Raw genomic sequence first — 14,831 nt, 5'->3', positions numbered from 1 at the left:
GATAAATAGTACAATTATCTTAAATATCTAGCTAAAACCTGGCTTTTGTGTTATTTGTTGTTGTTAAATAAGTCGAAAAATGTTGTGCATTTTGGTGCAAAAAAATGGTTACGGATCTCACACTAGACGATTTCTTACAGCACATAAACGATATACCGACCAGTCCTATTGAACTCAAAGTTACTCAGGATTCGTTGCAGGATACGACCGATTGGCAGATACAATTTAATCGTATGTCGGCGTGTGAGATGTATAACGAATATAAGTTCGTGATAAACCAGTTGATGTTTGCCGATATTGATGATGTCAAACGCTTTGCATTATTTGATGAGGTTAATAAAGCCGTCAGCGTATTACTTGGCAAATTACGGGTGAATTACCAAACCCAGCCGGGGATTTTGGATGAAGAAAAACAGCAAGGCTTAGATACCGTGCTATCAGTACTTTATCTAGGCATCATGTTTTACCATGTCATCTGGCAACGGGCGGCGGCTCGACCTGAAGTGGCTGAGAAAAAAGGCATTATTGGCCTATTTCGCCAAACACCTCAATCACTTACCTCCACTCAAGTCATTCAGCGCTCCCTCTACAGTACCATGCTATTACTGCGCCAATCGCTGTTTGAAAAATATATCGGCTATCGTAAAGATACACAGGTGATTTGGCAATATCTGAATGCCTGCTATCGATTTGCGGTCACCAATGATTGGCAGTCTATCTCCTTGCCAATCAAACTGCATTCTGCCAATGAGTATAGCAAACAAGGTGCACCGCTATCGATTGAGGAAATATATTTTCATTGCTTGACGGTAGCGGTCACCAATCCGTATGCTTGCCGGCGTGCGGATATGTTAGCCATTCAAAAAGTAAGTACCCAGTTGATGGAAGAGCTCATTATTAGTAAAGATTTGGTTGAAAAACCTTACCTGTATATTGATTTAGAAGGTAAGCAGCCGCCCAAACTGCTAGAAATCGATGATACATTCAATCCCTTTGCAGCAGCCAGCAATTGCCTGTTTGTCATGTTTAGCCGATTATTTAAACACTTACATCAAACCATTAGCCAAGGTCAAAACAATAGCGAGGCTGAGATAAAAAATAATGCGCGTCAGGCCAAATTGGTATTGAATAATATCCAAGATGGGTTAAAACCAGCGGCAGACTATCATCAGAACCATTCAAAATGTGAAGTGGTACTTGGATTTAATAATATCCATTACATGCTTGCGAATAAAACCAGTTTGGGCAATCTCATTCATGCCAATGAGTTGCCTGAGCGGTTAAAACCCAAAACTCAACATACGGCGTATCTTAAAAAATCTACCGTTGTGGAGCTGAACAAAGAAAATCCCCAATCCATGTGCCTGTCGCACGTGTTTAACTACGCCAATCAAATCGTTGACCCATATCCAAGCAGCAGCCGTGGCGATAGCTATCATCCGCTGAGGCAATTGCAAGTCAATTGCTTAATTGCGCTGCGAAAGGTTAATGGCGCAAAAACTTGGCAGCTCGGCTACATTAAAGATAACCGTCAAGGTTTTATCGATACGCCAACCGGTCAACCCACCAACAAGACCTACTTAGAAATTGAGGCACAAGTGCGAGTGCATTGTCAAAATGCCATTCCCTGTGGCGTGCGCTTTCAAAATGCGGGTGGCCGTCAGCCACATTTTGTTGCGGCATTTATTATCCCTAGCGATCCAAACAACGCTGATACCCAGCCCCGTTTGCTGATGGCACGCTTTGGCTACCAAGTGGCAGACAAGCTAGTGGTGCGTATTGAGAGCAAGGAAATTAACGTGCGTCTGACTGAGCTACTTGATATGACGGATGATATCGAAGAATACGCTTTTGTAAGAATTCCGTAAACTTAACCGCTAAGAAATGGCAACAAAATCTGCCATTTTAACTCTAACTCATTAAAAATAAATGATTTTCATATCCTTGTAGCCGTTTTGAAAGATTAATCATATAATAAGAAATTGAATCTAATATTATAAATAATTTATCAAACAGTTCGCTTATAATAGCTTGCACATGGCTCTATAAACCAAGCGTTAATGGGCAAGCGTTTAATGGGATAGTGAATCGATGCAAAAACACAACCAACTCAATCTGTTAATCATTGATGATAACCAGCTGTATGCCGAGCAGTTGGTTGGGTTATTAGAAAAACATTATTATAGACAGGTTAATTTAGGATTTTTGGATGCCAAAGACGAGCTGATTAAGTTATTGCGCCAGTCTTGGGACATTGTTTTGGTGGGAAATGCGTATGATTTATCGTTTAAAGACGTCAAAGAGATTTTAAAAGCCCACCATGCTCACATCCCCGTCATTGCTCTGTTGCCTGATGACGCGACTGCTTACCCAGGCGCATTAACTGCCAATGAGCAAGCCCAGACCCAGCTTGTTAGCGACAATGATAAAACCCATGTTTTATTACCTTTATATACCTATTGGGGCGCAGCGGATGCTTTGCCCAAAAGTAGGTTATTGCGCATGGCTATTCGTATCTGCCATGAACACGAGCATCATAAACTAGGGCGCGAGCTTGAGCGGCTAAAAATGGTGTTGAGTGATGCCGAACAGCGTGCCAATATTCTTATCACCAACTCCAAGAGTGCGGTGGCTTATATTGAAGATGGTTTACATATTTATGCCAATGAGCCCTATCTTGAAATGTTTGGGTTTAAAACGCTCGATGAACTGATGGGGGTGCCGGTCGTTGACTTGATTGCGAGCAATAATATCCAAGATTTCAAAACGTTTTTAAAAGACTTTGAAAAAGGCAACCGTACAAACGTCGAATTTGAATTTGAAAGTGTTAGAAAAGATAATACCACCTTCGCCGCTAAGCTGCAGTTAGCGGCTGCTACCTATGACGGTCAGCCGTGTCTACAAGTCATTATCCAGCCCAATGAACAAGCCAATAGTGCTGAGCTTGCCAAAAAACTTGAGGCCATGGAACGCATTGACTCAATCACCGGGCTATTTAATCGTCATGGTTTTGAAAGCCTGTTTCACCGACTGCGTGACGCGATTGTTGAGAAAAATCTATCGGTGGGTTTGATGGCGTTACGCGTCGATAATATTGGTAAAATCCATGCCAGTGTGGGGATTGAAGGGATTGATGGGGTGGTGGTGGCCGTTGCCAATATTCTTGAGCAACATCTCATTGAGATTATTGGGGAAAAGCGGGTGAAAAATGGCTATTTGAGCCGCTTTAATGATAGCATGTTTATGATAATTATCCCTAATATGCAACAACAAGATTTGACAGCATTGGGACAAAAATTGGTTGCCGATATAAATAGCACCATTATTGAAATTGGTCATCGTACGGTTAAGATTACGGTAACCATTGGTGCAACCTTAGTCAACGCCAGTGCACCTGATACCAATAGTATTATTAACCGTGTCATCCAAGCCGTCGGCATGGCAGCCAAAGCCAATAAAGACAGCAACGACGATAAAGATTCATTCTATCTATATGACCCAAGTAGTTTTGCCAGCAGTGATGACAGCGCGCTGTACGAATCGCTACGTGATGCGCTGGAACACAGCAAATTTAAATTATTATATCAGCCGATTTATGACGTGGAAAACGATGTCAGTAACATGTTTGAGGTGTTTTTACGCCTGCCGCTAGCAGATGGCAGCTTAATGGCACCTGATAAATTCTTAGAAGTGGCCACCCGACATCAGTTGATGGATAAAATCGACCGTTGGATGTTGATTCAAGCCTGTAAAGACTTAAAACGTTACCGTCATGAGGTCGATGCCAGTGCCCGACTATTAGTGCATTTAAGCCCGATATCACTAGCCGATGCCACCTTGCCAAGCTTTATGAGTCGATTGATGCAAGCGTTAGAGACCAGCGAGCCGGGGGTGTTGACGTTGCAGTTTAATGAAACCATGGTAATTGATTATCTAGCGGTGGCAGCCAAACAAAGCAATGAGCTTAACCAAATGGGTTGTCACCTAGGTATCTATAATTTTGGCTCGGCGGTCAATGCGATGGAAGTATTGGAATTTGTCAAACCGCAACTGGTACGACTCGATCGCAGCTATATCAAAGATTTGAGCAACAATGACAATGTCAATACCGTGGCAACGGTGGTGCGCGAAATCACTGAGCGCGGCTCCAGTTGTTTGATGCCTTTTATTGAAGACCCTGCCGCCATGTCAGCGGCGTGGACAGTCGGTGCGCGTTATTTGCAAGGGGCCTATTTGCAAAAAGCCAGTGACACCATGCACATCGAGAATGAAACCAGCTAAATCCAAGCGCTGAATTTATAAAGTAAAAAAGAGTTAGCCAACATGCAGCAAACAATCATTCATAAATCATACCGATTGCCTATGCTAGGATTGGGTATTTGTATCGTCATTGCGACAGGTTGTCAACATCAGCCACCCGCTCAGCGCCCAGCAGTCACCTTGCCCGTTTATAGCCAAGGGGATGCCGATAACGGTAAAAAGCAATACGAAGAAGCCTGTCTCAAATGCCACAAGCTGCAGCCCGGAAATAACGAGAAAGGCCCGCAATTACTGCGTATTTATGGGGCAAAATCCGCCTTATTAACCGATTATCAATACACAGACGCACTAAAAAACAGCAATATGACGTGGACAGCGGAAAATTTGGATAAATATATCGCCCATCCGAAACAAACCATCCCAGGAACGCGTATGCGTTCTGACCCGATTGCTGATGCCAAAGTCCGCCAAGACATTATTGCCTATATTTCGACGCTTCGTTAAATCGCTTTGTGGCTATACCTTTAAGCGATATTTTTAGTGAACATGATTGATAAACAAAATTTAAACCTTTAAAGGACAGACCACATGGTGATGGGTAACTTAGACAATCAGCCGTTACAACAACGATTGCAAGCCATGCTGGTAAGTATAAATGATATCGTCTTGGATAAACCTGAGGTGGTGAAGCTGGCGGTCGCTTGTTTGTTAGCCAATGGTCATTTACTGCTGCAAGATTTACCAGGAATGGGTAAAACCACGCTGGCGCACGCGATTGCCAACCATTTGGGGTTATCATTTAATAGGGTGCAATTTACCAGCGATATGCTACCTGCCGATATTCTAGGGATTTCGCTGTATAAAACCGATACTGGCACATTTGAATTTAAGCCAGGCCCGATATTTTGCCAGTTGTTACTTGCCGATGAAATCAATCGCTCAAGCCCAAAAACCCAATCTGCGCTGTTAGAGGCGATGGAAGAGCGGCAAGTGTCGCAAGATGGGGTAACACGAAAACTCCCTGAACCTTTTTTTGTGATTGCCACCCAAAACCCGATGCAGCAATCGGGTGTGTTTATTTTACCTGAGTCACAGCTGGATCGGTTTTTGATGTGTTTATCGCTGGGTTATCCCTCGGTTAATGCCGAACGAGAGTTGCTACTGGGTAAAGATAGACGTCAAATGCTCAGCCAAATTACCCCCATGTTAGATACCCAATCATTGCAGCAGGCACAAGCGCAAGCCAAAGACATATATATCGCAGATGTTGTGATTGACTACTTGCAGCGATTGGTAGCAAAAACGCGTGAAAGCCGAGACTATCATGGTCTATCTACCCGTGGTGTGTTGGCATTAAAGCAAGCGGCACAAGCCTTTGCTTATTTAGGTGGGTACAATGAAGTGACGCCAGAAGATATCCAAGCGGTATTTGCTGCCGTCGTCGATCATCGCTTGGGGCAAGCTTTTATCCCATTTAATCATTTGGGCGGTGAGCAGCCCCAATCGATTGCGACCCAATTGTTACGCCAAGTGCCGGTACTGGTGTAAACCATGATATATAACGTGTTTTAGCGTTAAAAACTTTCTCATTGCTGTATTTTTGTTATCCGATTAAATTATCCCAATTAAGAGCCCGCGCCTATCATGTTTGCCATTCGCCAGCGACTTGAAAACTACTTGCAAACATGGTTTAAGCGTCGAGCGCCGATCAGCCGCGACATCACTCTGAACCTGCGCAACGTATATATTTTTTTGAGTAAAGAAGGGATGCTGTACGCTTTTTTACTCATCATTCTCTTTGTCGCAGGGATTAATTACGCCAATAATTTGGTGTTGGGTTTGTGCTTTTTGTTGGGTAGTCTACTCGTGGTGGCTATCCATTATACCTTTTCCCACTTGGCAGGTTTACAAATCAAACTGGTGGATATCAGCGACACGCAAGTGGGTGACAAAGTGCAAGTGCGACTGCAAATTAGTAGTGAATCAAGGCAACCGCATCGGCAAATTCGGTTAAGTTTTGCCAACAATGCCTTTGATTTTAAACAGCCGATACACCGCAAACCCAATGCACCGTCCGAACCAAATGATTGGCTGTTGGTCAGTCAAATACAAGCGCCGCAACAGGTGAGCTTATGGTTAACAGCCGACAAACGCGGCAAATTTGTGTTACCCAGACTTACGGTGAGTACTGTATATCCCTTAGGGATTCTGCAAGCTTGGTCGTATGTGTTTTTTGAAGGACACGCGTGGGTGTATCCTGCGCCACTGCGCTATGAGATGAAAGCCAGTCAGTTTGTGCCATCTGATGATGAACAAACCGCTGCCTTACACACCCAAGCAGGGCAGGAAGATTTTGACCAGTTGGATAAATATGTCCCAGGGGAATCATTGGCGCGTATTTCGTGGGCGCATGTCGCGCGCGGGCAAGGACTCATGTCAAAACGTTTTGTGGAGAGTGTGGGGCAGCAGCAATTACTTGATTACTATCAAATGCCTGCGGTGACGCATGAAGAAAAACTCAGCCAGCTGCGCTATGGTGTGGATAGTTTGACCCAAAGCCAAATCGCTTTTCAATTGCGACTGCCTGATGGTGAAGGCGCAATAGGTGAAGGACAAGCATTTCGTCAGCAATGTTTGCTAAGATTGGCAAAAACGCCATGAGTCGCCCCAACCCAAATCCCCCTAGCTTAACCTTATCTCAGCGCCTAAACCAAATCTCGGCGACTCAGTGGATATTGCTATCTCAACTGTTGATTGTGGCTTTTCACGTCAAAAATTTACCCATTTGGCTATCGGTGTATGCCTTTTTTATTATCCTCTTTCAATTGCAACCGCTGCGACGTTGGTTGCCCAACGCTTTGTATCGTCCGCGCTCATTACAGTTGATACAGTACACAGGATTTATTGCAAGTTTGGTGGGGCTGTATTTGACCTACCGTACTGCCTTTGGATTGGATGTCGGTATCGCGTTTTTGCTATTGTGTGCCGTCAGTAAGCTACTTGAATTGCATACCAGGCGTGATGGCTATGTGGTGCTGAGTTTATCACTGTTCGTATTGGCAGGGCTGTTGTTAATTAACCAAGATTTGATTACAACGCTACAAGTGGCGATTGGCACGATGGTCGTGCTGTTTGCCATGATTGCGCAAAATGATGATGGTACAGGACGCTACCGCACGCTTGGCTTATTGGTCGGTCAAGCCATTCCTCTGACCATTATTCTGTTTTTATTTTTTCCCCGATTGCCGCCGCTGTGGTCGGTGCATTTGAGCGGCGCGCAAGCAAAGACCGGCATGTCAGATAGTATGTCACCGGGCGATTTTGCCAACCTCAGTCAATCGACTGAATTGGCGTTTCGGGTGGAATTTGGCAATCAGCAGCCAAGCCAACAAAATTTATATTGGCGCGGTTTGGTGTTTTCTGATTTTGATGGCACCACCTGGCGAGCCAATCCTAGCACCTCGCTTTGGACGCCCGAGCAGCCGTTTGCTGATTGGTTGTTGCCGACGTTAAAGCTGAGTAAACGCTTTACCTTAGCCGTTATCCCTGACTATCGGGTAATTTTGGAGCAGACGGGACAAAATTGGTTGTTTGGGCTTGATTATCCGATAACTAACCAAAAAGGCATTGGGCTGACGTCGGATTTTACCCTGCGGTATTGGGACACTGTCAATCAGCGTTTCACTTATCAAGTGCATTGGTTAGATGATGCGCCTATCAATTTAGCCTTATCTACTCAGCAACGTCAGGTCAATTTGGCATTGCCAGTAGGCGGTAATCCGCAAAGTCGCCAATTTGCGCAGCGACTCTACCACCAAGCAGGCGATGACCCAATTGCCTATAGCAACGCCATCGCCCAGTGGATGCGTAGCCAGCAGTTTCGCTACACCTTATCACCCCCTATCTTGGGTAGTAATCGCATCGATGATTTTTTATTTGCTACCCGTGCAGGGTTTTGTGAGCATTATGCGTCAAGTTTTACTTACCTCATGCGAGCGGCAGGTGTGCCTGCTCGGGTGGTAGCCGGGTATCAAGGTGGGCAGTTAGGTCGTGATGGCAAAAGCTGGGAAGTACGCCAAATGGATGCCCATGCATGGAGCGAGATTTGGGTGCAAGGGCGCGGCTGGGTGCGTGTAGATCCTACGGGTTTTGTCGCACCCAATCGGGTCGAGCAGGGTATGGACACTGTCACCCAAGACGCTGGGGCAAAAATGTTTGGTGAGGGCGTGGCAGGGCAAATTAGCTATCAGCAGTTTCAAATGCTGCAGCAAGCGCGCCGTTTGTTTGACCAAGCTAGCTATTATTGGCAACGCGATGTGGTCGGCTATGACCAAGACCGCCAGCGGTCATCGCTGTTTAAATGGCTCAATATCCAATCTGTCTATCAGCAAGTGATGGTGATGTTTGTGACCCTTGTGAGCGTCCTTGCGCTATTGGGATTGTGGCTGTGGTGGCGTCGCCGCCGGGTGTGGGATAGGCATGATTGGATTATGGTACAGTTATCCAATCGCTTGGCAAAAAAAGACAAAATGCTCGCAAGGCAGGATAGTGAAGGGGTGCTGGCTTGGCTTACTCGACTTGAGCCAAAAGTCACTGATAGGGCAGCCCTTCAAGCACTTGCCGCGCTATATCGACAAATCCGCTATCAGCAGCCTACGGATAACAAACAACCCATACGGCAATTAGACAATTTGGCGAAAACCATCGCGCTAAAAAAACATTAATATTCAATATTTGTTTGCTATACTCTATAGGATATAAATAGATATAGGGCTCACTAAATATGAGTAATTTACGTACGCCACCGCTACAAACCGATAATAAAAACTCATTACCGCTGATTATCTTTGGTATTATCTTGGCACTCGGTCTCATCGCTGCGGCATTTGTACTGGGCACGCAGTTTAAGAATCTAAAACAGTCCGGCACGATTACCGTCAAAGGCTTGGCGGAAGCCCCTTACAAAGCCAATCTTGCCCAAATCCAAATGGGTGTCAGCGCTTGGGGACAGGACTATGCAGGGGCGCTCGCCAATGGTAAAAATGACTTTAAAGCGCTGCAGCAGTTTGTGGCAAGTAAAGGCTTTAGCGTATCTAGTCAAAATGTCACGCCCATAAGCGTTGAGCCGTATAATGAAGATTATGTGGATGAGCAGGGACAAACCCGCACCCGCCAAAATGGCTATAAAGCTACCCAAACGCTGTCAATTAGCAGTCAAGAACTCAATAAAATCACCAATATGCTCGCTCAAGTGCAAAATTATCGTATCAGCCATGAATCAGTGACGTTTGAAAAGCCGCAATATCTGCTCAATGACCTTGAGAAAATCAAGCATGATTTGATTGCCAAAGCCACCGATGATGCCAACAAACGCGCCGAAGAATTTGCCAAAACCGGTCATGCCAAAGTGGGGGTGATGCGCTCCGCGTCGCAAGGGTCATTTAATATCTTAGATGCCCATAATCCTGATACCGATGATTCGGATTATGGCGGCACGTATGATAAAGATGGCGTGGATAAATTGGTGCGGCTCGTTGTCACCATTGATTATGCGATTGAGCAATAATTATAGCGTGTATGAAGGCAGTTTTTATGAATAGCTTTGCTAAAATTATGGCATGAGGGTGTTTAATACTTTATCGTCCGCGAGTTTCGCCCATGACAATGCTAACAAAAAAGAGCGTTGTTATCTGTTTTACGATAATAAGTTGAAAATCACGCAAAGTTGGATTGTTCATACAGGTGGCGGTGCAAGGGTCACTTATACCACAATGATTTTGGGTAAAAACACACAGCCTAATGCCAACAATATGTTTTGGTGTGACAAGAGTAAAGATAACAAATGAGATATATGCGCTAATTAACACCAAGCGATAAAAAAACGACAACTCTACATTGTCGTTTTTTTAGCTTTAACTTTAACTTATAAATTCGGATTTAGCCACTTTTCTGCGGTAGCTTTATCCCAGCCTTTACGCGCTGCATAATCTTCAAGCTGGTCTTGACTGATTTTACCCACATTAAAATACTCACTCTCTGGGTGCGAGTAGTAAAACCCACTCACGCTAGACGCAGGGTACATGGCATAGCTTTCCGTCAAATAGGTGCCAATGGCGTTGGTGGTGTCGAGCCAGTCAAACAACTTGCCTTTTTCGGTATGGTCAGGGCAGGCAGGATAACCCGGCGCAGGGCGAATACCCACGTATTTTTCTTTAATTAGCTCTTCATTGGTTAGGCTTTCATTTGCTTGATAGCCCCAATACTGTTTACGAATCAACTCATGCAAATGCTCAGCAAATGCCTCAGCAAAGCGGTCGCAAAGCGCCTGTACCATGATGGCACTATAATCATCGCCTTTGGCTTTATAGTCATTGGCAAGTGATTCTGCGCCAAACAATGACACGGTAAAACCACCGAGATAATCGGTTTTTTCAGGGCTGATAAAATCCGCTAGGCTGTAATTAGGTTTACCACTGGCTTTATCAGACTGCTGGCGTAAATGCTCAAAGGTATGCATGACATTGCCTTGCTCATCGAGTACCTGCACCGTGTCTGAGCTTGGGCGTTGGGCAGGGCTCAGTTTAAACACCGCTTTAGCTGTGACCAATTTTTCCTTGATTAGTTTATCAATCATGGCTTGGGCATTGGCAAATAAGTCTTTGGCTTCTTCCCCGACGATGTTATCATCAAAGATTTTGGGATATTTGCCGACCAATCCCCAAGAGATAAAGAAAGGTGTCCAGTCGATATAAGGCAATAAATTTTGTAACGGATAATCCTCTAAAATGACTTGTCCCAATTGGTTGGGCTTAGGCGGCGTGTAGTTCGCCCAGTCGTATTGGAAACCTTGTTCAATCGATTCCGCATAAGATAGCTTCGCGGCTTTGGGTTGGCGATTGGCAAGACGTTCACGGACTTCGCCATACTCTTGACGTAGCTCACTGATAAAATCGACGCGTTTTTCTTTGGATAGTAAAGTCGTCGCTACGCCCACTGCGCGGCTGGCATCAGCAACATAGACAACCGCATCGTTTTGATAGTTGGGCTCGATTTTTACCGCGGTATGGGCTTTTGAAGTCGTCGCACCCCCAATCAGTAGGGGCAGATTAAAGCCTTGCTCCTGCATTTGTTTGGCGACGTACACCATTTCATCAAGGCTTGGGGTAATCAAGCCTGACAAGCCGATGATATCGACGTTTTCATCTTTGGCGACTTGTAGGATTTTTTCACAAGGCACCATCACGCCTAAGTCGATGATGTCATAGCCATTACAGCCGAGCACCACGCCGACGATGTTTTTGCCGATGTCATGCACATCGCCTTTCACCGTTGCCATGAGCACTTTGCCTTTGGTTTCGCCTGCAACTTTTTCTTTTTCGATATACGGATTAAGCCATGCCACCGCTTGCTTCATCACACGGGCGGATTTTACCACTTGCGGTAGGAACATTTTGCCTGCCCCAAACAAGTCACCGACAACATTCATACCGTCCATCAAAGGTCCTTCGATGACGTCTAGGGGACGGGGGAATTTTAGCCGTGCTTCTTCGGTGTCTTCATTGATATAGGTGGTTACCCCTTTGACTAGCGCGTGTTCAATGCGTTTTTCTACAGGCAATTCACGCCATGACAAATCGACGGTGCTGTCTTTTTTCTTACCGCTTAAATAGTTTTCTGCCACTTGCATCAAATGGTCGGTGGCGTCTTGACCGGACTCGCCTTGGTTACGGTTCAAAATCACGTCTTCAATAGCGTTTCTAGCGTCTGGCTCGATATCGTCATACAGCTCTAGCATGGCTGGGTTGACAATCCCCATGGTCATGCCGTTTTTGATAGCGTGGTACAAGAACACGGCGTGAATGGCTTCACGAATGGGATTGCCACGAAATGAGAACGACACATTGGACACACCGCCTGAGACCATGGCGTTGGGCAAATTGTCGGTAATCCATCGGGTGGCGTTGATAAAGTCTAAGCCGTAGTTGTTATGCTCTTCAATCCCCGTGGCGACGGCAAAAATATTGGGGTCAAAGATGATGTCTTCACTCGGAAAACCGATTTCATCAACCAAAATATCGTATGAGCGTTTGCAGATTTGGATTTTACGCTCAAAGCTGTCTGCCTGTCCGTCTTCATCAAACGCCATGACGATAATTGCCGCCCCATAACGCTGACATAGCTTGGCTTTTTGCACAAACTCTGTCTTGCCTTCTTTTAACGATATCGAATTGACCACAGCTTTGCCTTGCGTGCATTTAAGACCCGCTTCGATGATGTCCCATTTTGACGAATCAATCATCAGGGGTACACGGCTGATATCTGGCTCACTGGCAACCAAATTGACAAAGTGAATCATCGCCGCCTTACTATCTAGCATGGCTTCATCCATGTTGATATCAACGACTTGGGCACCGCCTTCGACTTGGTCACGAGCCACGTCTAACGCTTCGGTGTATTCTTCGTTTTTGATGAGACGCAAAAATTTCTTTGAGCCTGTGACATTGGTACGTTCACCGACATTGACAAACAGGCTGTCACGGGTGATGTTGAACGCTTCGAGTCCCGACAATCGGCAAGCTGGTTTGTAGTCTGGCAGTTGGCGTGGGGCAAAGGGTGACGTCATCTCGACAATTTTGGCGATATGTTTGGGCGTGGTACCACAGCAGCCGCCCACAATATTGACCAAGCCAGATTTGGCATAGTCGGCAACCATGGTGGCAGTTTGTTCAGGGGTTTCGTCATATTCCCCAAACTCGTTGGGCAAGCCTGCATTGGGGTGAGCGGAGACAAAAGTTTCGCACACATCCGACAAGGTTTTGATATGCGGCTTTAACGCATCTGCGCCCAGCGCACAGTTAAACCCAATCGAAATCGGCTTGGCGTGGCGGATTGAGTTATAAAACGCCTCGGCAGTTTGTCCCGACAGCGTACGTCCCGACGCATCGGTAATGGTGCCCGAAATCATAATAGGCAATTCAAACCCAATGGTCTCGAACACGCCCGTCACCGCAAAAATCGCTGCTTTGGCGTTTAGGGTATCAAACACGGTTTCTATCAAGATGATATCGGCACCGCCTTCAATCAAAGCATAAGTCGCCTCGGTATAGTTATCAACAAGTTCATCAAAGGTGACGTTACGAAAGGCGGGATCATTGACATCGGGTGAAATCGAGCAAGTGCGAGAGGTGGGACCAATCACGCCTGCGACAAACCGAGGTTTGTCTGGGGTTGTCGCAGTGACTTCATCACACACTTGGCGGGCAAGGGCGGCGGCGGATTTGTTAATCTCATAGACGAGATTTTCCATGCCGTAATCTGCCATCGAAATTTGCGTGCCATTAAAACTGTTGGTTTCAATGATATCTGCGCCTGCCTCAAGATACGAGCGGTGAATATCACGGATAATATGCGGCTGGGTCAGTACCAATAAGTCATTGTTGCCTTTGACATCACGTCCAAAGCCTGCAAATCGCTCACCACGGTAGTCTGCCTCGATGAGTTTATAGTTTTGGATTTCTGTCCCCATCGCCCCGTCAAGGAACAAAATCCGCTGCTTTAACAGGTCAGCTAAACGCGCTTTATTCGTGGCTTGACGGTCTTGATACGGAAAGCTGGCAGGGGGCGTGAGTTGAAAATTGGCTGGGTCGTGGGGTTTGTGACTGGTAGGTGCGTTACTGGTGCTGATACTCATCGAAAGGCTTGTCCTGATTCAAATTGTCATAGGTATCTGTTAATAAGTCGATTATAGCATTTTGTGAGCAGGCAATCGTGAGATTTGTGGAATAAGCGGTTGAAGTGAAAGTTTACAAAAAATTTAACTTGAGCCGGACGGCCTATTGTGGAAGGATAAAGCAAACCCAAATTTAGTTAGTGATATGTCCAATAACTTATACCCAATACTGGTCACGATTGCCAGGCTTTATAATGTCGCAGCCGTCATCATCGCTTTTTATGTTGCGCCCAATTACTTATTGGCCGTTGGTATCATTGCCGTAATCACATTTTCTATGGTGGTTGGCTATGCTGCAAAATCGCCCAAAGACCTGCCAAGCTTAAGGGTGTTTTTCACCAGCCATGCCGTTATTGCCTTGATGGCCATCGCTATTGCCCATTTTTTCTCCATCACTGACACGCCACTTGAACAAAAAGACTGGCAAACCATCACTGCTACACTGCCCAAACAACCCAGCGAATTGGTATTTGCCCAGAGCAAATCGGGCAGCAGCCGTGATGAGTTTTTGGTGTTAAATGGCAAGCGCTTTCGCTGTTTGGAAACCGACGGTTATCATTCGAGTTGCCCAAAAGCCTACCCGTTGGCTGGACATACGGCCAGCATTCACTATGCTGAGGACTACCCGTATGGGTTTATTGTCTATGAGATGAGGGTGGCCGACCAAGCGCTTTATAGCATTGCTGATTATGATAAAGGCGTTCAAGCCATCGCGGCCAGGCGTCGCAAAGGTGATCAATGGTTATTGATTCTGTTTGTGTTACCTGCTGTTATAATGTATTTATTAAATAAAATAAATAGATTAATAAAGCATAAATCAAGCGCGGGCTAGTCACCAGTC

The 14,831-nt window shown here is 45.6% G+C and carries 9 protein-coding genes; 8 read left to right on the top strand and 1 reads right to left on the bottom strand.

Going from position 1 to position 14,831, the window contains the following annotated elements; translation table 11 throughout:
- The first annotated feature begins 104 nt into the window (after window positions 1–104).
- From RT034_RS04230 to RT034_RS04200, 7 genes are all read left to right on the top strand, one after another.
- Window positions 105–1,868, top strand: coding sequence for a hypothetical protein (locus RT034_RS04230; protein ID WP_313014026.1), 1,764 nt, complete (start codon window positions 105–107; stop codon window positions 1,866–1,868).
- A gap of 223 nt (window positions 1,869–2,091) precedes the next feature.
- Window positions 2,092–4,281: a GGDEF/EAL domain-containing response regulator gene (locus tag RT034_RS04225; RefSeq protein WP_313014024.1), complete on the top strand. Its 2,190-nt coding sequence runs from the start codon at window positions 2,092–2,094 to the stop codon at window positions 4,279–4,281.
- Between the two features lie 42 nt (window positions 4,282–4,323).
- Window positions 4,324–4,764 (top strand): c-type cytochrome, encoded by a 441-nt coding sequence (locus tag RT034_RS04220; protein ID WP_313014022.1) that lies wholly within the window; start codon window positions 4,324–4,326, stop codon window positions 4,762–4,764.
- 84 nt (window positions 4,765–4,848) lie between these two features.
- Window positions 4,849–5,808: an AAA family ATPase gene (locus RT034_RS04215; protein WP_313014020.1), complete on the top strand. Its 960-nt coding sequence runs from the start codon at window positions 4,849–4,851 to the stop codon at window positions 5,806–5,808.
- A 96-nt stretch (window positions 5,809–5,904) separates the two neighbouring features.
- Window positions 5,905–6,921, top strand: a complete 1,017-nt coding sequence (locus RT034_RS04210) for a DUF58 domain-containing protein (protein ID WP_313014017.1) — start codon at window positions 5,905–5,907, stop codon at window positions 6,919–6,921.
- Window positions 6,891–8,984 carry a transglutaminase TgpA family protein gene (locus tag RT034_RS04205; protein WP_313014014.1) on the top strand — a complete coding sequence of 698 codons (2,094 nt, stop codon included), beginning with the start codon at window positions 6,891–6,893 and terminating at the stop codon, window positions 8,982–8,984. Before RT034_RS04210 ends, RT034_RS04205 begins: the two co-directional genes overlap by 31 nt.
- 59 nt (window positions 8,985–9,043) lie before the next feature.
- Complete coding sequence (locus RT034_RS04200) at window positions 9,044–9,826, top strand: SIMPL domain-containing protein (protein WP_313014011.1); 783 nt, start codon at window positions 9,044–9,046, stop codon at window positions 9,824–9,826.
- Between the two features lie 357 nt (window positions 9,827–10,183).
- On the opposite strand, the gene metH is transcribed toward RT034_RS04200, so the two are convergent.
- Complete coding sequence (metH, locus tag RT034_RS04195; RefSeq protein ID WP_313014008.1) at window positions 10,184–13,951, bottom strand: methionine synthase; 3,768 nt, start codon at window positions 13,949–13,951, stop codon at window positions 10,184–10,186.
- 184 nt (window positions 13,952–14,135) lie between these two features.
- On the opposite strand from metH, the gene RT034_RS04190 reads away from it, so the two are divergent.
- The gene (locus tag RT034_RS04190) at window positions 14,136–14,822 is read left to right on the top strand and encodes a hypothetical protein (RefSeq protein ID WP_313014006.1); all 687 of its coding nucleotides are present in this window, start codon (window positions 14,136–14,138) and stop codon (window positions 14,820–14,822) included.
- The last annotated feature ends 9 nt before the right edge of the window (window positions 14,823–14,831 follow it).

The sequence above is a fragment of the Moraxella sp. CTOTU48841 genome (assembly GCF_032061225.1).
GTDB lineage: Bacteria > Pseudomonadota > Gammaproteobacteria > Pseudomonadales > Moraxellaceae > Faucicola > Faucicola cinerea.
This window is presented reverse-complemented; position numbering and strand designations above follow the sequence as displayed.